Here is a 24,675-nt window from a genome sequence, read left to right as displayed (position 1 = left end):
CGAAAAGGGAGGAGCGGTTGCTCCTCCCTTTTCTACGCTCGATCCCTGTGCCGAGTTTTTCTGAAAGTCCGTTAATCCATTGTTACTTGAGCTAAGCGCCGAGTGGAGATGGGTTAAAGGACTTGTTCGTAGGTTCCTTACAAATTTAGCCCTCGGAGTTGAATGTGGTTACTGAATTTTTTGCGAGCACCTGGCTGCTGTGGGTTCTGCTCTCAGTCGGCGGGATGTTGTTCTGGCTGGGGCGAGACAGCCAGTACTTCAACTATGTCTTCAACCGTTTCAGTCTGGCGTTGCTGACGCTGTTACTGGTCAGCGGCATCGTCTTCGGCCTGATGGAAGTCCTGCCGGGTGACTGTGCTGAAAAATATATCGCCTACAAGAACACCCAAGGCGAGACCATCACCCAGGCGGACATCGATGCCGAGCGGGCCCGAATGGGGCTGGATCAACCCCTGTCGGTACGCTGGGTGAACTGGGTTACCGATCTGACCCTGCGCGGCGATATGGGCTTCAGCTGCTCCAAGCGTCAGTCGGTCAACCTGGCGCTGGGTGAGCGCTTCTGGATGAGCTTTATGTTCTGTATGGCAGCGCTGCTGTTCTCCTACCTGATCGCCGTGCCGTTCGGCATTCTGTCAGCGTTCACGATCAACAAGACCTGGACCGACAAAAACCCGCAGCACACCCGGGCGGAGCGTCTGATCAACAGTGTCGGCATGAGCATTCAGAAAGTGCTCGATCTGCTGTTGCGAATGATCAGCTACCTGGGACTGGCACTGCCGAACTTCCTATTGGCCTTGAGCATCATTCTGCTCTACGTCTTCGCCGGCGAACCGATGCCGACGGGGCTGTATTCGGATGAGTGGCGAAACGTGCCTTGGTTCGGCGACAACGGCTTTTCCTGGGGCAAGCTGGATGACTTTATCGGCCATATCTGGTTACCGATCTTCGTCATCGGCTGGTCCGCCACTGCCCTGCAACTGCAGACGGTCCGCGCGCTGATCGTCGATGAGTCCAACAAGCTGTATGTCGACGCAGCCCGTGCCCGGGGCGTGGACGGGGTGTCACTGTGGGCCGGTTACCCGGTGCGCCATTCCATCAGCCCGTTGGTCAACTCCATCGGCTTTGACTACACCCGGGTGTTCAATGACCTGCCCATCGTTGCCGTGGTGATCGGTCTGACCGATGCCGCCGCCTTACTGATTGAGGCGTTGTCGATGACCAACGATCAGGAGCTTGCTGCCGCGATCCTATTCCTGGTGGCCCTGGTGGTGATTTCGATGAACTTCTTTACCGATGTGATCCTGGCCGCGATTGATCCGCGAGTCCGTAAAAGTGTTCTGGGGAACGGATGATGAACGCATTGTTAGCGCGCTTCGGCTTCGGGCGTCAATCGAAGTCACAGAATGATGAGTCCTACTATACCGCCGGTCAGCTGGCGCTGATCAAGGCTCGTTTCAAGAGCAAGACTTCCGGTGTGGTGGCAGCCTGGATTCTCGGGGCATTGGTGATGATGGGCTTTTTTGCCCCGTTCTTCTCCCCCGTCGACCCAACCATCGCCGGTGCCGACCCCGACTACCGTCGCGGGGCGCCCCAGGCGTTTTACTTCTGGGACGACAACGGTTTCTCACTGCACCCGTTTACCTACACCTACAGCAAGGAAAAGGCGCGTATCGATTTGAAGGCGCTGGCCGGCGGCGGGCTGGATGCATTGGATGCGCTGACCTCAAGCGGCGCCCTGAGCGCCTCTAATCAAAACAAGTACATCATCAACAAAGAGCAGCGCCGCTATATTCAGTTCTTTGTCAAAGGCTGGGAATACAGCCTGATCGATCTGAGCGTCGCCGGCCTGGATCTGGATATCCGCTGGGACCGCCACCTGTTCGGTGTTGAACAGGGCCAGATCCATATCATGGGTACCGATGAAGACGGTAAGGATGTGTTCAGCCGCACGCTGCACGCCATCTGGGTAACGGTGAGTATCGCCATCGTCGCGCTGATCGTGAAACTGTTCTCCTCACTGCTGGTGGGCGGCGTCAGCGGTTACTTCGGCGGCAAGGTCGATGCCGTGCTGATGAGCATCACCGAAGCGATTCGGGTCATCCCCGCAATTCCGATCTATCTGGCCTGCGCGGTGGCGCTGGCGGAGATGGATCTGACCCCGATTCAGCGCTACTTCGCCATCGCGGTGGTGATCGGCGCACTGGACTTTGCCACCCTGGGACGTCGGTTGCGAACCCATATCCTGACCGAACGTAATCAGGACTATGTGCTGGCCGCGCAACTCTGCGGATCCAGTACCTGGCGAGTTATCTGGCGTCATCTGGTGCCGAGCTTCGGCAGCTACATCATCGTCGATACGCTGATCAACTTCCCCTACGTGATTCTGGCGGAAACCTCGTTGAGCTTCCTGGGGCTGGGCCTGACCGAACCGGTCAACAGCCTCGGCGTGCTGCTGCAAAAAGCACAGGACCCGGACATCCAGCAGAACATGCTGTGGCAGTTCTTCCCGGTGGCGGTGTTTGTGTTCCTGATTATGGCGTTTGTGTTTGTCGGAGATGCCCTGCGTGATGCGGCTGATCCTTACTCGGAGAAGAAATGATGCATATGGCAAATGGACTGGACTCTAAGCTGCTGGAGATCCGCGATCTGACCATCGATTTCAACACCGACGAAGGGCTGGTGCGGGCGGTGGATAATGTCAGCCTGTCGGTGCGTCCCGGTGAGGTGATGGGACTGGTGGGTGAGAGTGGTTCCGGCAAGTCGGTTACCGCCAAGAGCATTATGCGTCTGACGCCGGGTAATGCGGTGATTCAGCACCCCAGCCAGATCAGCCTGCGGCACCGGGATCAGGATATCAATATTCTCAAGCTGCGCGGCCGTGATCTGCGCACCGTGCGCGGTGACCAGGTCTCGATGATCTTCCAGGAGCCGATGGCCAGTTTTGCTCCGGCGATCCGGATCAGCGACCAGATGATCCAGACCATGCAGATCCACCTGGGCTACTCCAAAGATCAGGCCCGCCGCGCCGGGATCGAGCTGTTCGAGCGGGTCGGCATCGTTAATCCGGAGCAACGCTTCGACCAGTATGTGTTCGAGCTGTCCGGCGGGATGCGTCAGCGGGCGATGATCGCGATGGCGTTGTCGACTAAGCCGAAACTACTGATCGCCGATGAGCCGACCACCGCCCTGGATGTGACCATTCAGGCCCAGGTGCTGGATCTGATGCTGGAACTGCGCGAGCAGATGGGCATGGCGATGATCTTTATCACCCACGATCTGGGGGTGGTGTCGAAGATTGCCGATAACGTGACGGTAATGAAAAAGGGTCAGGTGGTCGAAGCCGGCTCGGCCGATCGGGTACTGTTCCAACCCGAGCACAGCTACACCAGGCGTTTGCTGGATGCCCTACCCCATCTGGATGACCTACCGGAAGCCCCGAAGAAAACCCCCGCCCCGTTGCTGTCCATCAAAGATCTGTCGATCACCTACCCGCTGGCGGGTAAGGGTCGCAAGACCGAGTATTTCACCGCGGTGAAGAATATCAGCCTGGATCTGCCCGAGGGGCAGATTATCGGTCTGGTGGGCGAAAGCGGCTCCGGCAAGACATCGCTGGGTAAGGCGATGCTGGGTGCGGCACCGATCAGCACCGGCCGGGTGCATTACCACCACACCAAGAAGAAAGTAAAGTTCGGCGCAGGCAAGGCGATCAAACGCAAGCGGCTGGCAAAGACCGCTCAGCTGGTGTTCCAGGACCCCTACGGCTCGCTGAATCCGCGGATGACGGTGCGCGATATCATCGCCGAACCCTTGGAAGCGATGAAGATCACCAAGACCCGTGAAGAGACCGATGCCCGGGTGATCGAGGTGGCCAAACGTTGCCATATCGAGGTTGAACACCTGCGTCGCTTTCCCCATGCCTTCTCCGGAGGCCAGCGTCAGCGGATCAGCATCGCCCGCGCACTGGTCTGCAAACCGAAGTTCATTGTCGCGGATGAGTCGGTTGCCGCACTGGATGTCTCGATCCAGGCAGAGATTCTTAAACTGCTGAAAGAGCTGCGGGACGAACTGGGTTTGACCATTCTGTTTATCTCTCACGACCTCAGCGTGATCGCCAACCTGTGCGACTGGGTCTGTGTGATGAAGCATGGTGAGCTGGTGGAACAGGGCACGGTACGCCAGATTTTCCTGCAACCGCAGCAGCCCTATACCCAGAAGCTGATCGCCTCGATTCCGCTCCTGTCCCCACCCGCTATCGAGAAGGCACCGCTTATTCCAACGCCGATCGATCGCATCCCGGCACCACCGATCAACCGGTTCACCCCCGCGGTGGAAATGGCGACCCGTTAAGGTATGACTATGGACCTGTCCCTGGCCGAAATCCGCGCCTTCAATGCGACCCTCAAGCGCGGCAGCTTTTCCAGTGCCGCCGATGAACTAGGGGTCAGTCAGCCGGCGATCACCGCCCAGATCCGCAAGCTGGAATCGCGCTTCGAGCGGCCGCTGCTGGAACGATTCAGCCGCGGAGTCCGCCCCACGGCGTTCGGCCATAAGCTGCATCGAATCACCAGCCAGTATGCCGACCTGGAAGAGGCGATCTCGACCCTGTCGCAGCCGCAACCCGACGAAGGGCGCTATCAGCTCAAAGTCGTCACCGCGTCGCCACTGCTGTTTATGCCACTGGTAGCCGAGTTTAATCAGCGCTATCCGGAGGCGACCCTGACGATCAACTCCAGCACCACAGATGAGTGCCGTTCGCTGGTATTGAACCGCGAGGCGGATATCGGCCTGTTCCCGATGCCCGAAGCGGAACCCGGTGTCTCCAAGATTGACTTCGATACCCACCGCCTCCACGCGGTGGTACCGATCAATCACCCGCTGGCGCTGGAATCCGAACTGAGCGTGCATCAGCTGATCGAACACCCGCTGGTGTTCCGTAAGAAGGATTGCTGTACCCAGGGGCTGGTCGATCGGGCGTTTGCGCAAGCCCGGTTACAGCCCAACGCACGGGTCTGGATGGATGCCCGCTACGACATGTGCGAGGCGGTCGTCTACGGCCTGGGTATCGGCTTCGCACTGTCCAACGATATCCGTTCCGACCCCCGTTACCGCAAGATTCCGGTGATGGAGGCGACCGAGCCGGTGGTCGAACACCTGGTCTGGCTCAAGCCCCGTACCGACGTTCCCGGTATCCGCGAGTTCGTCCAGCTGGCGCTGGAGAATCGCTGCTCGTCACTTCCCTCTGAACCCCTGTCCACTCCCAAGTTTGAGGTCGCTGTATGAACCTTCTCGGTCCGCTGGCTTTCGCCCTGATCGCCGCACTCGGTAACGCTCTGTTCGCTGCCGGCCAGAAAAAGGCCGTGATGCTGGATAACAGCTTCAGCTTTATCGCGCTGGCCGCGCTGGTCTGCGTACTGCTGACCCTGCTGGCCGCTCCGATGATCGGCCCCACCAACTACGCCCTGGCACTGCGCCAGAATGGCCACTGGGCGCTGCTCAGCGGAGTCGGCCTGTTTCTCACCTACCTGGGATTCAACCTGCTCTACAGCCACTACGGTGCCTCCAACTACATTCTCTACGCGGTGCTGTCGATCATCACCACGTCGCTGCTGGTCGGGGTTTTTCTGTTCAAAGAGAATTTCAACGGCTACCACTGGCTGGCGTTCGGCAGCTCGCTGGTGACAGTGGTGCTGTTTTCACTGGGTAATCGCGCCTAGCAACGCCGATGGAAAAGACGCTACTGGGCATCGCCGCCGCTTGCTGTACCACTCTCGCCTTTATTCCCCAGGTGATGCATAGCCTGAGAACCGGGGAGACCGAGGGAATTTCGGTGGGCATGTACGCCATTTTTACCCTTGGGGTGGCGCTCTGGTTTGGCTACGGATGGCTTCAGCAAGATCTGCCAATCCTGCTGGCCAACGGTGTCACGCTGGCGTTGGCCGGCACCATTCTGGGGCTGGTAATCAGGAATCGTTGGTTCCGGGCCAAGGATTAGGCCGACCCAACCCCTTATCGATAAGAGTGCGCCAACAGCGCTTAACGAAGGATCAGAGAGTGGTCAGTCGTTGCAGGGTATCGGGGAAGATCAGCGCCAACGCGATCAATAGCGGCACCACGTAGAAATAGGCCAGCATCAGCTGCCGGAACACCATCGGTGCTGACTTCATTCCCATCAGCCAGTCGACCACCAGGCGTCCTTTGATCGCAATCACCACCGAGATCGCCAATACCACGCTGGCGGTGGGATCGATCGATTCGGCCACCAGGGCTGAAATCAACGTCATCGCCACCAGCGCCCACCAGACCCAGGTCAGCAGTTTTACATAGGGTTTGCTTGCCAGATTCATCCGTTATCCCCCGATCAGCGCATCACGTACAGCAGTGGGAAGATGATGATCCAAACCAGATCGATCATATGCCAATAGCAGGCCGCGCCTTCGTAGCCTTCATGACTCTCGGCGGTGAAGTGTCCCCAGTGAGCCCGCAGACAGGCCCAGCCGATCGCGACCATTCCCACCAATACGTGCAGCAGGTGGTTGAAGGTCAGATAGTAGTAGATGGTGTAGAACAGGTCGGTGCGCGAATCGAGCCCCTGCTCGTGGTTCCAGTGGTACTCCCAGGCCTTGACCGCACAGTAACCCAGGCCACAGCCGATGGTGCCGTACATCCAGCGGATGCTGGTCTTGACCTTGTTGACCCGGATCGCCGCCATCGCCCGGGCGACGAAATAACTGCTGGTCAGCAGCAGGATGGTGTTGAGCACCCCGGCTGTGGTGTTGAGCAGTGTCGGTCCGTTAGAAAACAGCTCCTGCTCGTGGCTGCGTACGATCACGAAGACGATAAAGAACAGCGCGAATTCGGTAAGTTCGGCCCAGATCAGGACCCACACCGCCATATTGGCCGGCGCCTCCTGGGTCTGATCCGGAGCCGCGTCGACCGGACCGGGATCAACGTTTACCGCATTACTCATGCTAAGAGTCCCTTCAGAAGTGACCGGCGATCAGTTTTTCCAGCGCTGCCAGTGTTTCGGTATCGTCACTGAGCGGTTGCGCCAGACAGACGCGACAGGCCTCGGCAGCCGGCAGGCCGGAGCGGATCATCATCGCAGTGTAGATCAGCAGACGGGTAGACGCCGCCTCTTCCAGATCATGATCTTTCAAGCGACGCAGGTCGTTACCCAGCTTCACCAGCTGCTGCACGGTCTGCTTGTCCAGGCCTGACTCCTGGCAGACGATCACCACTTCCTGCTCCGGACTCGGATACTCGAAGCTCAACGCCACGAAGCGCTGGCGGGTACTGGGCTTGAGGCCCTTCATCAGGTTCTGATAGCCGGGGTTGTAGGAGATTACCAGCATGAAGTCCGGGTGCGCCTCGATCAGCTCGCCGGTCCGTTCGATCGGTAGAATTCGACGGTGATCCGACAGCGGGTGCAGTACCACGGTGGTGTCCTTGCGCGCTTCGACCACTTCATCCAGGTAGCAGATGCCCCCTTCACGTACCGCTCGGGTCAGCGGACCATCCTGCCAGTAGGTTCCGTCGGCACCGATCAGGTGACGGCCGACCAGGTCGGACGCGGTCAGGTCGTCGTGACAGGAGACCGTGTAAACCCGGCGATCCAGCTGCTGCGCCATATGCTCGACAAAGCGGGTCTTACCACAACCGGTCGGGCCCTTGATCAGCACCGGCAGCTTGTTGTTCGCCGCGTGGGTGAAGATCTCGACCTCGCGGCCCTGGGGCAGATAATTCAATACGCTTGAGTTCATCATTAACCTCGTAAAGTCGCCTAACCAGCCAGACCGGTCAGGTTGAGATAAAGTTTGGGCAGCATCTGCGGCAGGCGGTTGACGTCATTAATCACCGCGTAGCCCTGGTCACCGAACAGGTACGGCAGGTAATCATTACCCTGTTCGTCGATGGTGACACAGAAAGGTTGCAGTCCCGCCAATTTGGCTTCCTGAATTGCGCGGCGGGTATCCTCGATACCATAACGACCTTCGTAACGATCGATATCATTGGGCTTGCCGTCGGACAGAATCAGCATCAATCGCTGCTGCGCCTTTTGCATTTTAAGGATTTCGGTCGACTGACGAATCGCCGCGCCGATCCGGGTGTAAAAACCGGGTTTAACCGCCAGAATTCGCCCACGGGCCTCATCACCGTAGGGCTCGTTGAAGTTCTTCAACATCTGGTAACGGACCTGTTTGTTCTTGATCGACGAGAAACCGTAGATCGCAAACGGGTCGCCACTGCCGGACAGCGCCTCCGCGAACAGCACCATGGTCTCGCGAATCATGTCGATCACTTTCTTGTCGTCGTTGAGGTTGGCCTCGGTCGACAATGACAGGTCGGACAGCAACAGACAGGCCAGCTCACGCTGGGGGTCGTTGCGGTGCTTGTAGAAATTCTGGTGCCGCGGCGACTGACGGGTGTTCTGGATCTGGGTCAGGTGCTCCAGCCAGGCATCCATGTCGATCTCATCACCGTAGGGCTGCTTGCGCTGCCAGGTCTTGTTCGGCCGCAACTGGCTGAAACGGTTGCGCAAAATCTTAGCCTGGGCCCGCAACTCCTCTGGAATCGGTTCCGGCATCGCCTCATCGTTCAGCATCGGCTGCAGCAGGCAGTAGTCGTCCAGCATGATCTGCTTGCGGTAATCCCACTCCGGCAGTTTCATGCCATCACCCAGCGGCAGGTCATCGTTCTGCGGTGCCGGCAGGTCCAGGTCGAACTTGATATTGGAGGAACCGGCCCGGCGCTTCTTCGACAGCGTAATGATATCCAGATCCTCGGCGGCCCCTTCCAGGTCTTCGTCGAGGTTTTCCTCCTGGGGACGGTCCAGATCGACCGACTCGGCCCAGGTGAACAGGGCTTCGAGCTTGAACACCATCAGACCGTCGGTCTGCTTGGAGTCGTCGAAACGTTTGGCCTGTTTACGCGAGCCTTCAACGGTCGGTTGCTCCTGTGGGCTACCTTCACCCTGATCATCCAGGTCATCCTCGGTTTCGACCATCAGGTCCTGCCAGGGGGGCGGATAGATCCACAACGGAATCGGGTTCGGTGCGCCCTTGGCGCCCGGTAGTTCGTCCACGGTACCCGGCTGCAGAATCGCCTGTTGCAGCAAACGCTCCCGCTCACCCAGCGAATCTTTCAGGGTGCTCGGATCCGGGCGCAGCGCAATGCAGGCCTCGGCCAGACGCTGGTAGGACTGCTGCAGCTTGGGACGGTGCTCGAACAACTCCAGCGTGGCCCGCTGGTTGTCCTTGAGCCAGTGACGCATACGCGGCAACCGAGCCGCCATCGCCGTCAGCCAGTAATAGAGTTCCAGGTTGAGTTCGGGATCTTCAAAGAAGGCCAGCTTGACCGGCAGGCGCAGACTGCGATCGTCCTGCCAGGCAACGGCGAAACGCAGGTGGCTGCCGGCCAGCTTCTGGGCAAAACGTCGATGGGTACGAATGACACGCTCGTCGGCACCATCGATGCTAACCCCCGGCGCGCCACCCAAAGCACGGTAGTAGGTGGCCAGTTGCGATTGCAGCGGATCGAGCTGCACGGCGGCGTTAGCGAAGTCGGTATTGGCCTGGCGAGAAATCAGCTTGTGCCAGATTTCACCTACGAATTCTTCCATATTTCACCTAGTACCTCGGTAAATGGAGAAAGGGGGTGGGCTTTTTCCGACCGCCTCTGGAACCAGAAGTTCGGGAACCGGCGGGAAAAAGAGGGGGCTGGATAGCCCCCTAAGCATCAGACAGGACGTTCATCTGCCTGATAAAGTCGGGCTTGTGGCCGATCTGTCCTAGCGGGGGGTTGCTAAACTCCTTGCGGAGGGACAGATCGGTGAGTTACATGCCCAGAGACGAACTCTTAGCTGCAGCTACCGCAGCAGCTTTCCGGCTTCTCAGAAGCCGCAACTTCTTCCTTGCTGCCTGCGAAGAAGCTAGCAAAGTAGGTTACCAGGCCAGCCAGGAAGACCAGACCGAAGACCAGACGAGTCCAGTAGAACGGCATCAGCTTGTCCTGGGTCGCCATGAAGGCCAGCGCGTTGGCATCATCCGGGAGACGCTGCAGAGCAACCTGGTAAGCACCAGCGGCAGTCAGAGTCAGGGTGATACCCAGCATGCTGATAACCATCATCCAGAAGGCCATACGCTCCAGTTTCTGGGCAGACTCAGGGTTACCCTGAGGACGGCCGCGCATGATCGGCATGGAGTAGGAGATGATGGTCATGACAATCATCGCGTAAGCGCCGAAGAACGCCAGGTGGCCGTGAGCCGCAGTGACCTGAGAACCGTGGGTGAAGAAGTTCACCGGAGCCAGAGTGTGGATGAAGCCCCATACACCAGCACCCAGGAAGGCCATTACCGCAGTACCAACTGCCCAGGTAGTAGCAATCTTGTTACCGTGCTCGATACGACGCTGACGCACCATACGGAAGGCAAACACAGTCATCATGAAGAACGGAACCGGCTCGATCGCGGAGAAGATGGAGCCCAGCCACAGCCAGTACTCGCCCGGGCCAATCCAGTAGTAGTGGTGACCAGTACCGATGATGCCGGAGATCAGCGCCATGGCAATGATGATGTACAGCCACTTCTCGATAACTTCACGGTCAACACCGGTAACCTTGATCAGGGTGAACGCCAGGATCGCGCCCATGATCAGTTCCCAAACACCTTCTACCCACAGGTGAACAACCCACCACCAGAAGTACTTGTCCAGTACCAGGTTGTGCGGATTGTAGAAGGAGAACAGGAAGAATACCGCCAGGCCGATCAGACCAGTGATCAGAACCATGTTAACAACGGTCTTACGACCCTTGAGGATGGTCATACCGACGTTATAGATGAAGCCCAGGGCAACGATCACGATACCAATCTTGGTAATGGTCGGCTGCTCAAGGAACTCACGTCCCATGGTCGGCAGCAGATCGTTCATGGTCAGTTCTGCCAGAGTCGCGTACGGAACCAGCAGGTAGCCCAGTACAGTAGCAGTACCGGCAGCCGCGAAGATCCAGAACAGCGCCTTAGCCAGCCAGGGGCTGTGCAGCTCGGTGTCAGCTTCTTCCGGTACCAGGTAGTAGGTGGCACCCATAAAGCCGAAGAGCAACCAGACGATCAGTAGGTTGGTGTGAACCATCCGCGCTACGTTGAACGGGATGTACGGGAACAGGAAGTCCCCAATGATGTATTGAAGGCCGATGATCAGGCCGAACAGGATCTGTCCGGCGAACAGCGCCAGCGCGAAGATAAAGTACGGCTTCGCTACCGCTTGTGATTCAAATTTCATCGTTAGCTCCCCTTAGCCCTGCTTGTTCGGCGGCCAGTCGTTATCGTTGATACGGCTGGTCCAGATCAAGAAGTCAGACAGCGCGTCAACTTCTTCAGTGCTGAGGTTAAACTGAGGCATCTTACGACGGCCTTCAGCGGGTAGCGGCTGCATCGCCATCCAAGACTGCATAAACTGCTTGAATGCCTGCTCGTTGCCGGCGCCGTAGCGGTCATAAACGTTAGCCAGCTCAGGTGCAAAGTAAGCACCCTCACCCATCAGGCTGTGACAGCCGATGCAGTTGTTGTCTTCCCACAGTTTCTTACCGTGAACAACAGTGTCGGTGATCTGGTCGCGGTTATCGCGCTTAGGCAGTTCGAGCATAGTGTCGAACGTTAAACCTACGAAGAAAAGAAAGAAGAACAGACCGCCACCGTAGTAGATGTTACGGGCCATTCCCTTAGTAAAGTTATCAGCCATGGCTTTCCCCTCCTGCCGTGACGGTCAATGCCCGAAAGGGCATTTGGGTTAGGTAATGCATTTGAAGGCTCCTCGGTCCAGAAGAAATCATCTTGCAGGAGCGACAATACAAGCATCATGCCAAGCTGTACTTGACTGACATCAAAGGCGCTCAAAAGCACAGTTGTCATTTTGATAACTTTAATTAAGATGTCATTTGGATAACAAAGGTATCAAAATGACTTCAAACTTCTTCCGCACCCTGACCACCATCGTCGCCGACCTGTCCCGCGACATCCCCGCCGAGCAGCGCTATCGTCAATTACTGGACGCCATCGTCGGGCTGTTTCCCTGCGATGCCGCCGCCCTGCTCAAGCTCGAAGGGACCCAGCTGCGGCCGCTGGCTTTTGAAGGGCTGACCACCGACACCCTGGGGCGCCGCTTCGAAGTCGCCGAGCACCCCCGACTCCAACGCCTGCTACATTCGCGCCAACCGGTCCGCTTCGAGGCCGACTCACGACTGCCCGATCCCTACGACGGCCTGGTGGAGGATCAGGATATGGAGCTGCACGTTCACGACTGCATGGGGGCTTCGCTCTATATCGACGACAAGCCCTGGGGCGTACTGACCCTGGATGCGATGGACACCGGCACCTTCGACAATATCGACGATACCGAGCTCCGTACCGTTATCAGCCTGACCGAGGCCACCGTCAAAGCGGCAGCAAGAATGGATGCCCTGGCCGCCAAGGCCGAACACCAACTGATGGTGACCAAGGCGCTGCTGGATGAAAAAGGCGCCGGCGCCGAATCCGAGATGATCGGCAGCTCCAAGGCGATGACCGAGCTGAAACAGGAGATCTCGGTGGTGGCGCAATCGCACCTGTCGGTGCTGGTGGAGGGCGAAACCGGCGTCGGTAAGGAAGTGGTGGCGCGTCGGATCCACTTTCAATCGCAACGCAATCAGGGCCCGCTGGTGCAGATCAACTGTGCCGCGCTGCCGGAAAGCATCGCCGAAAGCGAACTGTTCGGCCATATCCGCGGCGCCTTTTCCGGCGCCAGCGCCGACCGGGCCGGCAAGTTCGAGATCGCCGACGGCGGCACCCTGTTTCTGGATGAGATCGGCGAGCTGTCGCTGAGCATCCAGGCCAAGCTGCTGCGGGCGCTGCAGAGCGGCGAGATCCAACGGGTCGGCCGCGATCAGCCGCTGCGCGTCGATGTTCGGATCGTCGCCGCCACCAACCGGGACCTGCAGCAGGAGGTCAACGCCGGACGTTTTCGCGCCGACCTCTACCATCGACTCAGCGTCTACCCGTTGAGCGTGCCGCCGCTGCGGGAACGGGGAAAGGATATTCTGCTGCTGGCCGGGTACGCCCTGGAAGCGGATCAACGCCGCCTCCGGGTGCAGGGCTTACGCCTGTCGGAAGAAGCCAAGCAGAATCTGTTGAGTTACCCCTGGCCCGGTAATGTGCGTGAACTGAACCACCTGCTCAGCCGCGCTGCGCTGCGAGCGATCAGCAGCCAGGGCCGGGATCGGAATATCATCATCATTCGTCCCAATCATCTGGGATTGGATGCCAGCGACCTGGGAACGGCCCAGGCCGAAACCGCCACGTCTGCCGAGTCGCAGGAGTTTATCCCGGCGGTCAGCCTGGAGGAGGCGACCAACCTGAAGGATGCCACCGACCTGTTCCAGCGCCGCCTGATCGAGCAGGTACTGATCCACCACCGCGGCAACCAAGCGGCCGCCGCCCGCCAGCTCGGGATCCATCGCAGCAATTTTTACCGCCTGTTGCAGCGCCTGGGGCTGAAAGCGTAGCGGCGAACCGCTCAGCCCCCCGGATCAACTGAATTTACTCAGCAGCCCCATCTGGGCGTTGATCGGTTCATCACCGTCGGTCCGCGCCACCCGACTGTAGGAACCATCGCTGTTCAGCTCCCAGGCCAGGGTGTTGTCGCTCAGGTAGAGTTCCATGTCCTTCAGCACCCGACTGGCCAGCTTGCCGGTCAGCAACGGATAGGCGGTCTCGACCCGGTTGAGCATGTTGCGCTCCATAAAGTCGGCACTGGAACAGTAGACCTTCGAGTCGCCATCGTTATGGAACCAGTAGACCCGACTGTGCTCGAGGAAGCGACCCACAATGGAACGCACCCGGATATTTTCGGAGATCTCGGGCACCCCGGGACGCAACGAACACATGCCGCGAACGATCAGATCGATTTTGACCCCGGCTCGCGAGGCCTTATACAGCGCCTTGATCAGGCGTGGCTCGGTCAGGCCGTTGGCCTTGACGATAATCCGCGCGTCTTTACCCGCTTTAGCGTTACGCGCCTCATTGCCGATCATCTCGATCAGGGTCTTATGCAGCGTGAAAGGGGCATTGAGCAGTCGCTTGAGCCGCAGGATTTTGCCCATCCCGGTCAGCTGCTGGAACATCTTCTGCACATCTTCACCGATCTCCGGGTCGCAGGTCAGCAGGCTGTAGTCGGTATAGATCCGGGCGTTACCGGAGTGGTAGTTGCCGGTTCCCAGGTGGGCGTAGTGGCGGAAACGTCCCTCTTCACGACGAACGATCAGTGCCATCTTGGCGTGGGTTTTGTAGCCCACCACCCCGTACACCACCAGCGCGCCGGCCTCCTGCAGACGGCTGGCCAGCGCCAGGTTATTGGCCTCATCGAAACGGGCCCGCAGTTCGATCACCGCGGTCACCTCTTTACCGTTCCGGGCCGCATCCACCAGTGCGGTAACGATCTCGGAGTCGGCCCCGGTCCGGTACAGGGTCTGCCGGATCGACAACACATGGGGATCAGCCGCAGCCTGGCGCAACAGGTCCAGTACCGGGGTGAAACTCTCATACGGGTGATGCAGCAGCACATCGCCACTCTTTAGGGTATCGAACAGGTTGGTGCCGCTGCGCAGTCGACGCGGCAAGCCGGGACTGTAGGGCGAAAACTTCAATTCGGGACGGTCGATCTGTCCCATCATGCTCATCATCCGGGTCAGGTTCACCGGCCCATCGACCAGATAGAGTTCATCCTCGCTGAGCTTGTACTGCTCCAACAGGAAGCGAACCAGCGGCTCGGGACATTTCTGCGCCACCTCCAGCCGTACCGCGTCACCGTAGCGGCGGCTGTGCAGCTCCCCACGCAGGGTCAACGCCAGGTCTTCCACCTCGTTCTGGTCGAAGCTGAGATCGGCATTCCGGGTCAGACGGAACTGGTAGCACCCCAGCATCTCCATCCCCGGGAACAGCTGGTCGGCAAACTCATGGATAATCGACGACAGGAAGATAAAGTGATCACCCTCGTCCGAGCTTACCTCCTTCGGCAGCCGGATCACCCGCGGCAGCGAGCGCGGTGCCGGTATAATCGCCAAGCCGCTATCGCGGCCGAACGCATCCTTACCCTCAAGCTGAACGATAAAGTTCAGACTCTTGTTGACCAGTCGCGGAAACGGGTGCGATGGATCCAGCCCCAGCGGGCTGATAACCGGCAGGATATGGTCTTCGAAATAACCGCGAATCCATTCACGCTGCTGCTCCTGCCATTCGTTGCGACGCAGGAAGTAGATGTTGTTCTCGATCAGCGCCGGGAAGATCACGTCGTTAAGAATCTTGTACTGGCGTGCCACCAGCTCATGGCAGAGCACCCGAATCTCGCGCAAAACCTCCTGCGGGTGCATGTTGTCGGCACCGGAGCGCTCGCGATCAAATTTGACCTGGTGGCGCAACTCCGCCACCCGGATTTCGAAAAACTCATCCAGGTTGCTAGAGAAGATCAGCAGGAACATCAGCCGCTCCATCAGCGGATGGCTCTCATCCAACGACTGTTCCAACACCCGGCGGTTAAACTCCAGATTGCTGAGATGGCGGTTTATATAATATTGACGGTCGTTCAGGTCCTGTTGCTCGGCGACAACCGGCTCCACCGACGGCACCAACTCCAGCTCAATCTCCGGTAACGGCTCAGCCAGCGGCGCCTCTTCGACGATCGCCTGCTCGGCAACCACAGCTTCAATCCGATCTTCCCTTTGCTCCACAGTGCTACCCCTTCATGAGTGTTGAGCGCAATAAACGCAGCCCTTCATGATACTCGGCTTATATAACAATCTTATGACAAGGCACGAGCGGCTGCCGGTTATCGTGGAAACTCCGAGCCATTAACCCCTAAATGCCCCCACCCGTAGCAGCCGATGGATTAGAGAACTAAAGTCAAAGCCATCAATCATTAACTGCCCGGGGTCGCGGTCATGAAACAACTGGTGTTGATCCGTCATGCCAAATCCAGCTGGAAGCATCCACAGCTCAGCGATCATGATCGGCCCTTGAACAAACGCGGCAACCGCAATCTGCCATTGATGGCCGAACATATTCGGCAGCAGGGTTTCAGCGTGGAAAGACTGGTCAGCAGCAGCGCTGTAAGGGCGGCCACCACTGCAAAAGCCCTGGCGGCTCCGCTGTTGCAGCTGCCCGAGCAAGCCGCCGAGCACGCACTGGAAATGGAAGCCGGTTTGTACCAGTTTGACTGGCGGCCGCTGTGGCATTACCTCAAACAACAACCGGATTCGCTGCAACGCTTGGCCCTGGTCGGGCATAACCCGGCACTGGAGGAGCTGCAGCAGCAGCTGAGTGGCGAATGGCTGTCGCTGCCGACCTGTGCGCTGGTGGTGCTGCGGTTACCCATCGATCACTGGCACGACCTGCAGTTCGGTTGCGCCAGTCTGGTGTACCAGGCCCGCCCTAAGGAGCTGTCGTTGGAGTAACCACCACAAGGCAGCGACAACATTCTATTTGGTCGACTGTTGAGCCTGTTTTAGCTTCTCGATCCCTTTCTTGCGTTGTGATCGAACCAAGTTGATCTTCAGCTCCAGCTTTTGTCGGCGCTCTGGTGACGATTCCTGCTCCAGTTCGGCCTGAAACTTCTTCTCTTTTCTGCGCAGCTGCTTCAGCACCGCCTCCAGGGCTTCACGGTTCTGCTGGCTACTGCGTAGATCATCATCGAACAGCGCTCGTATCCGGTCGATCAGTTTACGCGTCTTCACAGCTGCCTCCGGGCTTGTTCAGCCAGCGTCAGAATTTCATTCAGTTCGGCGTCATCCAATGCCAGATCGCGCTCGATGGCGCTCTTCGCCCGCTCGCTTTGAATAAACAGAGTGGTCGCCGCCGCCAGCAGCGATTGTTTGATGGTGGCCACATAACCGGCATCGTTGATCAGCGAACTGCCCATCTCCGGGCTGATCTCGGCATCCCGAATCAGGCGGTAGTAGCGCAAATGTTGTTCTCGGTGCCACTCCAGCAGCGTCAGCCGGGTTTCATCCAGACCGAGTATCGAGCCCTCATCCGGCTGTTGTCGCAACTGTTCCAACTGCCGCAACAGCTCAACCACCTGCAGCCGCAGCTGATTGTATTCACGCCGGATCGCGGGCTGTTCGCTGAACAGGTAGAGCTGCATGTTCTTTTGCAGGTGTTTACAGGCTTTCACCGCCTCCACGATATTGCTGTTGGCATCGCGCAACCAATGCAGGCTGCCCGACTGCTGCTCCTTCCAGCTGAAGGCGGCTTCGCTGATAAAGGCGATAATGGCGCTGAACAGCGACTTGATTCGACGCTGGTAGAGATCATCGATATCCACCGGGGTATAGCGGGTTTGAGCACTGAGTTCGGCATCAAGATCCTGAGTCCCCAACACCCGACCCGGCTCCATCGATAATCCCCGGATGATCAGGTCCTGCGCATTATCAAACACCCGCTGAGTCTCCTGACGTACCGCTTCCACGGCGGTATCCGGAAACTGCACCGCCGACGGAACGATATAACGGGGCCGCTCGATATCGATCTGGGGTTCCGGAATCATCCGAATCAGCAGACGCTTCATCGGCGTAATCAGCGGCAGCATCAGCAGCACCCCGATCAGGTTAAACAGGGTATGAAACAGCGCCAGCTTTAAGGTGAAATCCAGATCGGCAATTCCGAACCACTGCCCCAGGGCATCGACAGCCTGAACCAGCTGAGTAATAAACAGTATCGCGACCAGACCGGTGGAGACATTGAAGATCAGATGCGCGCCGGCCAGCCGACGTCCCTGGGCGTTGGACCCCATCGCCCCGATGATCGCGGTGATGGTGGTGCCGATATTGGCGCCGATCGCCAGCGCCAACGCATTCTCATAGCTGATCTGCTGGGTCGACAGCGCCGTGATGATCAACACCAGGGTCGCATGGCTCGACTGCATCACCACGGTCGCCAGGGTTCCGATGGCGGCGTACAGGAACAGACCCGGATAACCACTGACGGCATAGGCGGCCAGATCGAAGTTGCCCTTGAAGGTGTCGAAGCCCTCTTTCATGTAGTGAATACCAAGAAACAGGAATCCAAGCCCGGCCAGAATATAACCGAACCCTTTCAGCTGGCTGCTGCGTTGGAACAGCAGGATCACACCGAACACCAACATCGGCATCGCGTAGGCTGACAATTTCAGTTTGAGACCAAACGCCGCCACCAGCCAGGCTCCGGTCGTCGTGCCCAGATTAGCACCGAAAATAATGCCGATGCCGGCGGTCAGGTCGAGCAGACCGGCACTCATAAAGGAGATCGTAATCACCGACACCAGCGAACTTGACTGCATCAGGGTGGTGGTCAGCACCCCAAACCCCAGACTCTTCCAGAGCCGGTCGGTTGAACGCTGCAGCACTTTCTCCAGCATGCCGCCGGAGAATGCCCGGAACCCCTCTTCCAGCGACAGCATGCCGAACAGAAACAACGCCACCCCGGCACTGATCACCTTGAAGTCCGGACTGAGCCAGAAGCCGTAAGCCAGCAGAATAAAAATTGAGGGAAGAAGCGCTTTTCTTAGCATGGGGGCGGATCCAACAGAAATCCTGTATTCCTTTATCTTTCTACAATTTAGCAGCAGATCCCACGAAGCATAAACCTTTCGATGCGGATCATACCCGGACCACTCCCACAGCTAGGCCCTTAGTTGCAGAGCCACTGACTTGCGGCGCCTTTCAGTTAGAATAGAGCGATGAAATGGCTTTTGTTAAAGATCATCCGGGGATACCAGTTGCTGATCAGTCCAATTCTGGGCAGCAACTGTCGCTTCTACCCCACCTGCTCCAGCTACTGCATCGAAGCGATCGAACGGCACGGCATACTCTGCGGTCTGTGGCTGGGCTGCCGCCGCATTCTGCGCTGCCACCCGTTTTCCGAAGGCGGTATCGATCCGGTACCAACCCAAGCTTGTGGCTGTCAGCAGGCCACTGAAAAGAAAGAAGATTGATTCTAAGGACCGAGCTGACTATATCTTTGTTACCTTGGATCGAAACAGCCACAGGCACCGCCGTCTAGATTGAAAGGAGCACCATGTATTCTGCTGCGACGCTGATCATTGTCATCCTGATCTACATGACGCTGTTGTTCCTGATCGCGCTGCTGGTAGAACGCAACAACGCCAATCGGGTGAAACCCCATACACCGGCGCTGGTTTACGCGCTGTCGATCACCGTCTATGCCACCTCCTGGACTTATTACGGCAGCGTCGAATTTGCCACCGAATCGGGCCTGCTGTTTTTCGCCATCTACGTCGGCGCGATTCTGGCGATTTTCTCCTGGTGGACCGTGTTGCGGCGGATGGTACGGATCAAAGAGGCCTACCACATAACCAGCATCGCCGACTTTATCTCGGCGCGCTACAACCGCTCGGAGCTGGTCGCGGCCCTGGTAACCCTGATCGCGTTGATCGGCATCGTGCCCTACATCGCCCTGCAGCTCAAAGCGGTCACCCAATCCTTTGCCGTGGTCGCCGATATCGATGCCCAAAGCCAGATGGGCCAGTTGGGGGGAGCGCTGGTACCGCTGGGGATGATCGCCTTTACCATCCTGTTCGGCGCCCGACGACTGGACCCCACGGAGCGTCACCTCGGGGTGATGACCGTGCTGGCGGTACAGGGTGTGGTCAAGCTGCTGGCGTTCCTGGCGATTGGCCTGTTTGTCACCTACGGCATGTACGACGGCTTCAGCGATATCTTTCAGCGAATTCACTATGCAGGCTTCCCCCGCCTGGTCAGCATTCAGATTCCCGAAGGCTCCAGCATGCTGCACTGGTTTACCCTGGTCATCCTGGGTGCCGCCTCGATCCAGTGCCTGCCGCGCCAGTTTCACGCCACCGTGGTCGAGAATGCCACCGAACGCCATATCATTCCGGCGATGTGGCTACTGCCCAGCTATCTGATTCTGATCGGCCTGTTCGTAATCCCGATCGCCGCCGCCGGTCTGATCAAAGGGCTGCCCCGAGAGCAGGCCGACTCCTTCGTGCTGTTGCTGCCCCAGTATGCCGGGGTCGACTGGCTGTCGCTGGTCGGTTTTATCGGCGGATTCTCGGCTGCCACCGGGATGGTGATTCTCAGCGCCATGACCCTGTCGACCATGGCCACCAACCACCTGCTATTGCCTCTGCTTGAGCGCATGGGGCCCTTGGGGTTCCTGCGTGGCTACCTACTGCACTGTCGCTGGGTCATGATCGGCCTGCTGATCGGCAGCGGCTACTGGTTCTCGGTCGAGTTCAGTAACAGCTATATGCTGGTGGCGATGGGGATCATCTCCTTCGTCGCGATCTTCCAGTTTGTTCCGGCAATGTTCGGCGGTTTATTCTGGCGCAAGGGTAATCGTGTCGGTGCCATTGCCGGCCTCTGTGCCGGGTTCCTGCTCTGGTTCTATACCCTGCTGATGCCGGCTTTTGTTGGCCACGGCCTGCCCCCCGAAATTCTCAGCGAGGGCCCCTGGGGAATTCACTGGCTCAGGCCCCAACAACTGTTTGGACTGGAGGGGTTGTCATCGGTCAGCCACAGTACCTTCTGGTCGCTGCTGTTCAACCTCGGCGCCTATATTGCCGGCTCACTGCTCTACAACCCGTCAAAGCAGGAACGCAACCAGCGCAGCGAGTTTATGAACGCCCTGGTGGCGGGCAGTGCCCGCTACCATGGACGGGCCACCGGGCTGGATGCCTATATTCCATTTCACGGTAAGCTCGATGAAGCCACGCGCCTGCTGATGGATTACCTACCCCAGGAAAAAGCCGAATCAACCGTCCAACAGATCATCGAAGAGCTGCATATCGATGCCAAGGAGTACCTGACCATCATCGAGCTGCTGGAATTTCACCGGATGCTTGAGCATGCTCTTTCCGGCTCAATCGGTAGTGCCAGCGCCCATCAGGTGATGGAAAAAACAATCCGCTACAGCGAACGAGAAACCCGCGACCTGCATGCCATCTACAGTCATATCCAAACCGAATTACTGGCCAAGCCGGGGGACGAAAATACGCAGAAGCCGCAGCGCGTAACCACGGAGCGCGGCCTGTCGTTTGTCGAACAACTGCAGCACCGAATCGACGAGCTGGAACAACAGCTACAACAGCAACAACAACAACTCGGCCACCTGCAAGAGCGCCTGGATAACAGCGATCAGAAGCTGTTTGATCAGCGGGTTGTGAATCAGAAACAGTTGCAGGAACTGGAGAACCTACGCCAGACGATCAATAAGAACTGATCCGGCAGCCCTACTTGAGCCCTCAGGTTTATTCCCTGCCGATATAACCCTATCGCCTAAAACAATTATTGAAAACCAATAAACCAGTTATAATCAAAAACTTATAAAACCCACACTGGAGCAACAAAATGAGCGCTGTTTTCTCCGATAACTCCCTATCGATTGGCGGTACTCCGCTGGTCAAGATCAATCACTTCGGCAACGCCAATATCTGGGCCAAGATTGAGAGCCGCAACCCCGCCAATTCGGTCAAATGCCGCATCGGCGCCAACATGATCTGGGAAGCCGAAAAAAGTGGCGCACTCAAGCCCGGTATGACCATCGTCGAACCCACCAGCGGCAACACCGGCATCGCGCTCTGTTTTGTCGCCGCCGCCCGTGGTTACAAGATGGTGTTGACCATGCCCGCCACCATGAGCCTGGAACGCCGCAAGGTCATGAAGGCCCTGGGGGCCGATATCGTCCTGACCGAAGGGCCGAAAGGCATGAAGGGTGCGATCGACAAAGCCCAGGAGATCGTCGACAGCGACCCGGCCCAGTATTTTATGCCACAGCAGTTTGAGAATCCGGCCAACCCGCAGATTCACGAACAGACGACCGGGCCGGAAATCTGGAATGATACCGACGGCGCCATCGATATTCTGGTATCCGGTGTCGGTACCGGCGGCACCATCTCCGGTGTTTCGCGCTACATCAAACAGCAACAGGGTAAAGCGATTGTATCGGTAGCGGTTGAACCGGAAGCTTCACCGGTAATCAGCCAACACCTGGCAGGTGAAGACCTGCAGCCCTCGCCCCACAAGATTCAGGGTATCGGTGCCGGCTTTGTACCTAAAAACCTGGACCTGTCGGTGGTTGATCAGGTCGAACAGGTCAGCAATGACGATGCGATCGAGTTTGCCCGTCAGCTGATGCGCAAAGAGGGCATCCTGGCCGGCATCTCCAGCGGTGCCGCCCTGGCCGCCGCGGTCCGTGTTGCCCAACAGCCGCAACACGAAGGCAAGAACATCGTCGTTATTCTGCCTGATTCCGGCGAACGCTATCTCTCTACGGCCCTGTTCGAGGGTCTGTTCTCCGATAACGAGAGCGTGCAATAACCCCCTGCAGGGGCTGTAATCGCAGCCCCTGCCCTTCCCCACGAAGCCCGCAGCCCCTCTGGATTTGGCTAAACCCTGATCTGGGTCAACCTATAAAAGATACCGCTCGGATAGACTCAACTATTCTCTAAATCTGACTATTGAACCGGAAAACATCGTTCCAGGGACTGTCTACCATGAGCTTTCCGCTCCGCGTCGCAGCAATTTACGCCACCTTCTCTGTCCTCTGGATCACCCTATCTGACCAGTTGGTCGAAACCGTTTTTCCGGACAGCATCACCAGTATTCAAACCTACAAGGGTTGGGGCTTTGTTTTTTTCTCCAGCCTGCTGATCTTGGTGTTGCTCAGTCGCGAACTCCAGCGCCGCAACCGCGCCGAAGCAAAGCTGCAGGCCAGCAGCCGACAACTGACCAAACTCTCCCAAGCCGTCTCTCAAAGCCCGGTTGCGATCTTCATCACCGACCTTGCCGGCACCATCGAGTACGTCAATGATGCGTTTATTCGTACCACCGGCCTGCTTCGAGAAGAGGCAATCGGCGCCAAGCCGCAGTTGTTCCGCTCCGCGAAAAACGCCGGCAACCTGATCACAGAGATTGAAAACACCATGATGCAGGGAGGCTCATGGGAAGGCGAGCTGATCAATCAACGTAAGGATAAGACGTCGTACTGGGTCCAATCCGGAATCTCGCCGGTACGCAACGACGAAGGACAGATCACCCACTTTCTCAATATCGAAGAAGATATCTCGCTGCGAAAGGCCCAGGCTAACCGTATCAAGCATCAGGCAAACTACGACAGCCTGACCGAACTGCCCAACCGCTTCCTGGCCATGGACCGGATGAGCCAGGCGATCAACGTGGCCATCCGGCACCAGCAGACCGTGGTTGTGATGTTTGTCGATCTCGACAACTTCAAGCAGATCAACGATTCGCTGGGGCATGATGTCGGGGATCAACTGATTACACTGGCGGCTTCGCGAATCCGGGAAACCGTTCGCCAGACCGATACCGTCGCGCGCTACAGCGGCGATGAGTTCCTGATTGTCCTGACCGACCTCGCCAATGCCGATGACGCCAGCCGGGTGGCTGAGAAAGTCCTCTCGATGCTGGCCGCCCCCTACCGAATCGATGGACGCGAGCTGTCACTCACCGCCAGCATCGGTATTTCGTTGTTCCCCGAAGATGGGCAGGATCCTTACGAGCTGCTACGCCATGCCGATGCCGCCATGTTCGGCGCCAAGGATGAAGGGGGTAACCGTTATGAATACTACTCCGCCGAGATAAATCGCGCTGCGGTTGAGCGGATGGAGATCGAGCAACGACTACGACGAGCGCTGGAGAACGATGAGCTCTACTTGGAGTACCAGCCTCTGGTCGACCTGGCCACCGGCAAGGTTTGCACGGTCGAAGCCCTGTTACGCTGGAACAACCCGGCCCTGGGACAGATCCCTCCCAACCAGTTTATACCGCTGGCTGAAGCCACTGGTCTGATTCTCCCGATTGGCGACTGGGTAATCCGAGAAGCACTGACCCAACTGAGCGACTGGAACCAGCAGGGACTGAACGACTTTAAACTGTCGATCAATATCTCACCGCGCCAATTTTCCAGCCCCACCCTGACTCGCACCATTGCGGAGCAACTGCATAGCCACGAGATTGCCGGCGAACGGCTGGAACTCGAGGTCACGGAGAACCTGCTGATGAGAAATCAGCAGGAGACCAAGAAAACCCTCAAACAGCTTCGCGATCTGGGCATCAGCCTGGCACTGGACGACTTCGGCACAGGCTACTCCTCGCTGAGCTACCTTAAGAGTTTCTCGTTCGACACCCTTAAGATCGATCGCTGTTTTATCAAGGACTTGCTGGAGCATCCGCAGGATCAGGCATTGGTTAATGCCACCCTGACCCTGGCCGACGGCCTGGGTCTGAACACTGTCGGAGAAGGTGTAGAAACGCCAGAACAACGCGACTACCTGCGCCAACAGGGTCTGAAAGTCGCCCAAGGTTACCTCTATAGCCGTCCGCTCAGCCCGGAACAGCTGGAGAGTTTTCTCAAACAACTCTGATCCCCTCCCGGGTAACAATCTGCCGATACCGCGACTGAATCGACAGCTGCAGCAACGCCCCGATCGCTGCAGCTAACATCCACGCCCCCTGCTGAACTCTGCGAGCTGTTTGATCAATCCGGCAGCCAACACACATCCCACTCGGCCAGAAACCTTCGAACCCTTGGCCTCAACCAACAACGCTGGGCCGCTGAATCTGCCCAATGACGGATCACAATAAGCCCAAACCGAGATCGGTGGGGTTTCTTGTAA

The 24,675-nt window shown here is 57.9% G+C and carries 21 protein-coding genes; 12 read left to right on the top strand and 9 right to left on the bottom strand.

Annotated elements, in window-relative coordinates; all coding sequences use genetic code 11:
• The first annotated feature begins 164 nt into the window (after positions 1-164).
• From ACO05M_RS06450 to ACO05M_RS06425, 6 genes are read left to right on the top strand one after another with little or no spacing between them, the layout of a single operon-like run.
• Positions 165-1,352: an ABC transporter permease gene (locus ACO05M_RS06450; protein ID WP_421869086.1), complete on the top strand. Its 1,188-nt coding sequence runs from the start codon at positions 165-167 to the stop codon at positions 1,350-1,352.
• Positions 1,349-2,599: an ABC transporter permease gene (locus ACO05M_RS06445; RefSeq protein ID WP_421869083.1), complete on the top strand. Its 1,251-nt coding sequence runs from the start codon at positions 1,349-1,351 to the stop codon at positions 2,597-2,599. The genes ACO05M_RS06450 and ACO05M_RS06445 overlap by 4 nt, the downstream gene beginning before the upstream one ends.
• The gene (locus ACO05M_RS06440) at positions 2,596-4,347 is read left to right on the top strand and encodes an ABC transporter ATP-binding protein (RefSeq protein WP_421869080.1); all 1,752 of its coding nucleotides are present in this window, start codon (positions 2,596-2,598) and stop codon (positions 4,345-4,347) included. The genes ACO05M_RS06445 and ACO05M_RS06440 overlap by 4 nt, the downstream gene beginning before the upstream one ends.
• A 9-nt stretch (positions 4,348-4,356) precedes the next feature.
• Positions 4,357-5,280 carry a LysR family transcriptional regulator gene (locus ACO05M_RS06435; RefSeq protein WP_421869077.1) on the top strand — a complete coding sequence of 308 codons (924 nt, stop codon included), beginning with the start codon at positions 4,357-4,359 and terminating at the stop codon, positions 5,278-5,280.
• Positions 5,277-5,714, top strand: coding sequence for an EamA family transporter (locus ACO05M_RS06430; RefSeq protein ID WP_421869074.1), 438 nt, complete (start codon positions 5,277-5,279; stop codon positions 5,712-5,714). Before ACO05M_RS06435 ends, ACO05M_RS06430 begins: the two co-directional genes overlap by 4 nt.
• Before the next feature lie 8 nt (positions 5,715-5,722).
• Positions 5,723-5,992, top strand: coding sequence for a SemiSWEET transporter (locus ACO05M_RS06425; protein WP_421869071.1), 270 nt, complete (start codon positions 5,723-5,725; stop codon positions 5,990-5,992).
• Positions 5,993-6,044: 52 nt separating this feature from the next.
• On the opposite strand, the gene ACO05M_RS06420 is transcribed toward ACO05M_RS06425, so the two are convergent.
• The 6 genes from ACO05M_RS06420 to ACO05M_RS06395 form a co-directional block, all read right to left on the bottom strand.
• Positions 6,045-6,344, bottom strand: a complete 300-nt coding sequence (locus ACO05M_RS06420) for a cytochrome C oxidase subunit IV family protein (protein ID WP_421869068.1) — start codon at positions 6,342-6,344, stop codon at positions 6,045-6,047.
• A gap of 14 nt (positions 6,345-6,358) precedes the next feature.
• Positions 6,359-6,967, bottom strand: coding sequence for a cytochrome c oxidase subunit 3 family protein (locus tag ACO05M_RS06415; RefSeq protein WP_207802575.1), 609 nt, complete (start codon positions 6,965-6,967; stop codon positions 6,359-6,361).
• Between the two features lie 13 nt (positions 6,968-6,980).
• Entirely contained in the window at positions 6,981-7,763 is a 783-nt protein-coding gene (locus ACO05M_RS06410) for a CbbQ/NirQ/NorQ/GpvN family protein (protein WP_421869065.1), read from the bottom strand.
• 17 nt (positions 7,764-7,780) lie between these two features.
• Positions 7,781-9,619: a nitric oxide reductase activation protein NorD gene (locus tag ACO05M_RS06405; RefSeq protein WP_421869062.1), complete on the bottom strand. Its 1,839-nt coding sequence runs from the start codon at positions 9,617-9,619 to the stop codon at positions 7,781-7,783.
• 236 nt (positions 9,620-9,855) lie between these two features.
• Complete coding sequence (locus ACO05M_RS06400) at positions 9,856-11,277, bottom strand: cbb3-type cytochrome c oxidase subunit I (protein ID WP_421869059.1); 1,422 nt, start codon at positions 11,275-11,277, stop codon at positions 9,856-9,858.
• A gap of 12 nt (positions 11,278-11,289) precedes the next feature.
• Entirely contained in the window at positions 11,290-11,736 is a 447-nt protein-coding gene (locus ACO05M_RS06395) for a c-type cytochrome (protein ID WP_114695106.1), read from the bottom strand.
• A 217-nt stretch (positions 11,737-11,953) separates the two neighbouring features.
• On the opposite strand from ACO05M_RS06395, the gene norR reads away from it, so the two are divergent.
• A complete protein-coding gene (gene norR, locus ACO05M_RS06390; protein WP_421869056.1) occupies positions 11,954-13,534 on the top strand; it encodes a nitric oxide reductase transcriptional regulator NorR in 1,581 nt (526 codons plus the stop codon).
• A gap of 24 nt (positions 13,535-13,558) precedes the next feature.
• On the opposite strand, the gene ppk1 is transcribed toward norR, so the two are convergent.
• The gene (ppk1, locus tag ACO05M_RS06385) at positions 13,559-15,754 is read right to left on the bottom strand and encodes a polyphosphate kinase 1 (protein ID WP_421869053.1); all 2,196 of its coding nucleotides are present in this window, start codon (positions 15,752-15,754) and stop codon (positions 13,559-13,561) included.
• 210 nt (positions 15,755-15,964) lie between these two features.
• Here ppk1 and ACO05M_RS06380 point away from each other — a divergent pair, with 210 nt between their 5' ends.
• Positions 15,965-16,477 (top strand): SixA phosphatase family protein, encoded by a 513-nt coding sequence (locus ACO05M_RS06380; RefSeq protein ID WP_421869050.1) that lies wholly within the window; start codon positions 15,965-15,967, stop codon positions 16,475-16,477.
• Between the two features lie 24 nt (positions 16,478-16,501).
• Here ACO05M_RS06380 and ACO05M_RS06375 read toward each other — a convergent pair whose 3' ends face one another.
• Both ACO05M_RS06375 and ACO05M_RS06370 read right to left on the bottom strand, forming a co-directional pair.
• Complete coding sequence (locus ACO05M_RS06375; protein ID WP_421869047.1) at positions 16,502-16,756, bottom strand: hypothetical protein; 255 nt, start codon at positions 16,754-16,756, stop codon at positions 16,502-16,504.
• Positions 16,753-18,570, bottom strand: coding sequence for a Na/Pi cotransporter family protein (locus tag ACO05M_RS06370; protein ID WP_421869043.1), 1,818 nt, complete (start codon positions 18,568-18,570; stop codon positions 16,753-16,755). The genes ACO05M_RS06375 and ACO05M_RS06370 overlap by 4 nt, the downstream gene beginning before the upstream one ends.
• Before the next feature lie 168 nt (positions 18,571-18,738).
• On the opposite strand from ACO05M_RS06370, the gene yidD reads away from it, so the two are divergent.
• The 4 genes from yidD to ACO05M_RS06350 all read left to right on the top strand — a co-directional run bounded on the left by yidD (position 18,739) and on the right by ACO05M_RS06350 (position 24,423).
• Complete coding sequence (yidD, locus tag ACO05M_RS06365; protein ID WP_421869040.1) at positions 18,739-18,993, top strand: membrane protein insertion efficiency factor YidD; 255 nt, start codon at positions 18,739-18,741, stop codon at positions 18,991-18,993.
• An 83-nt stretch (positions 18,994-19,076) separates the two neighbouring features.
• Complete coding sequence (locus ACO05M_RS06360; protein WP_421869037.1) at positions 19,077-21,260, top strand: sodium:solute symporter family protein; 2,184 nt, start codon at positions 19,077-19,079, stop codon at positions 21,258-21,260.
• 128 nt (positions 21,261-21,388) lie between these two features.
• Positions 21,389-22,357, top strand: coding sequence for a cysteine synthase A (gene cysK, locus ACO05M_RS06355; RefSeq protein WP_421869034.1), 969 nt, complete (start codon positions 21,389-21,391; stop codon positions 22,355-22,357).
• Positions 22,358-22,533: 176 nt separating this feature from the next.
• Positions 22,534-24,423, top strand: a complete 1,890-nt coding sequence (locus tag ACO05M_RS06350; protein ID WP_421869031.1) for a putative bifunctional diguanylate cyclase/phosphodiesterase — start codon at positions 22,534-22,536, stop codon at positions 24,421-24,423.
• Positions 24,424-24,675: the final 252 nt, after the last annotated feature.

The sequence above is a fragment of the Motiliproteus sp. genome, assembly GCF_965230735.1.
In the GTDB taxonomy this organism is placed as follows: Bacteria; Pseudomonadota; Gammaproteobacteria; order Pseudomonadales; family Balneatricaceae; genus Motiliproteus.
The sequence above is the reverse complement of the archived record's forward strand: the minus strand, read 5'-3'. Positions and strand labels throughout refer to the sequence as shown.

What these genes read in the sequence shown, in the direction of transcription:
- ACO05M_RS06445 (WP_421869083.1), top strand. Translation starts at nt 1,349, where the DNA reads ATGATGAACGCATTGTTAGCGCGCTTCGGCTTCGGGCGTCAATCGAAG.
- ACO05M_RS06440 (WP_421869080.1), top strand. Translation starts at nt 2,596, where the DNA reads ATGATGCATATGGCAAATGGACTGGACTCTAAGCTGCTGGAGATCCGC.
- ACO05M_RS06435 (WP_421869077.1), top strand. Translation starts at nt 4,357, where the DNA reads ATGGACCTGTCCCTGGCCGAAATCCGCGCCTTCAATGCGACCCTCAAG.
- ACO05M_RS06430 (WP_421869074.1), top strand. Translation starts at nt 5,277, where the DNA reads ATGAACCTTCTCGGTCCGCTGGCTTTCGCCCTGATCGCCGCACTCGGT.
- ACO05M_RS06425 (WP_421869071.1), top strand. Translation starts at nt 5,723, where the DNA reads ATGGAAAAGACGCTACTGGGCATCGCCGCCGCTTGCTGTACCACTCTC.
- ACO05M_RS06420 (WP_421869068.1), bottom strand. Translation starts at nt 6,344, where the DNA reads ATGAATCTGGCAAGCAAACCCTATGTAAAACTGCTGACCTGGGTCTGG.
- ACO05M_RS06415 (WP_207802575.1), bottom strand. Translation starts at nt 6,967, where the DNA reads ATGAGTAATGCGGTAAACGTTGATCCCGGTCCGGTCGACGCGGCTCCG.
- ACO05M_RS06410 (WP_421869065.1), bottom strand. Translation starts at nt 7,763, where the DNA reads ATGATGAACTCAAGCGTATTGAATTATCTGCCCCAGGGCCGCGAGGTC.
- ACO05M_RS06405 (WP_421869062.1), bottom strand. Translation starts at nt 9,619, where the DNA reads ATGGAAGAATTCGTAGGTGAAATCTGGCACAAGCTGATTTCTCGCCAG.
- ACO05M_RS06400 (WP_421869059.1), bottom strand. Translation starts at nt 11,277, where the DNA reads ATGAAATTTGAATCACAAGCGGTAGCGAAGCCGTACTTTATCTTCGCG.
- ACO05M_RS06395 (WP_114695106.1), bottom strand. Translation starts at nt 11,736, where the DNA reads ATGGCTGATAACTTTACTAAGGGAATGGCCCGTAACATCTACTACGGT.
- norR (WP_421869056.1), top strand. Translation starts at nt 11,954, where the DNA reads ATGACTTCAAACTTCTTCCGCACCCTGACCACCATCGTCGCCGACCTG.
- ACO05M_RS06380 (WP_421869050.1), top strand. Translation starts at nt 15,965, where the DNA reads ATGAAACAACTGGTGTTGATCCGTCATGCCAAATCCAGCTGGAAGCAT.
- ACO05M_RS06370 (WP_421869043.1), bottom strand. Translation starts at nt 18,570, where the DNA reads ATGCTAAGAAAAGCGCTTCTTCCCTCAATTTTTATTCTGCTGGCTTAC.
- yidD (WP_421869040.1), top strand. Translation starts at nt 18,739, where the DNA reads ATGAAATGGCTTTTGTTAAAGATCATCCGGGGATACCAGTTGCTGATC.
- ACO05M_RS06360 (WP_421869037.1), top strand. Translation starts at nt 19,077, where the DNA reads ATGTATTCTGCTGCGACGCTGATCATTGTCATCCTGATCTACATGACG.
- cysK (WP_421869034.1), top strand. Translation starts at nt 21,389, where the DNA reads ATGAGCGCTGTTTTCTCCGATAACTCCCTATCGATTGGCGGTACTCCG.
- ACO05M_RS06350 (WP_421869031.1), top strand. Translation starts at nt 22,534, where the DNA reads ATGAGCTTTCCGCTCCGCGTCGCAGCAATTTACGCCACCTTCTCTGTC.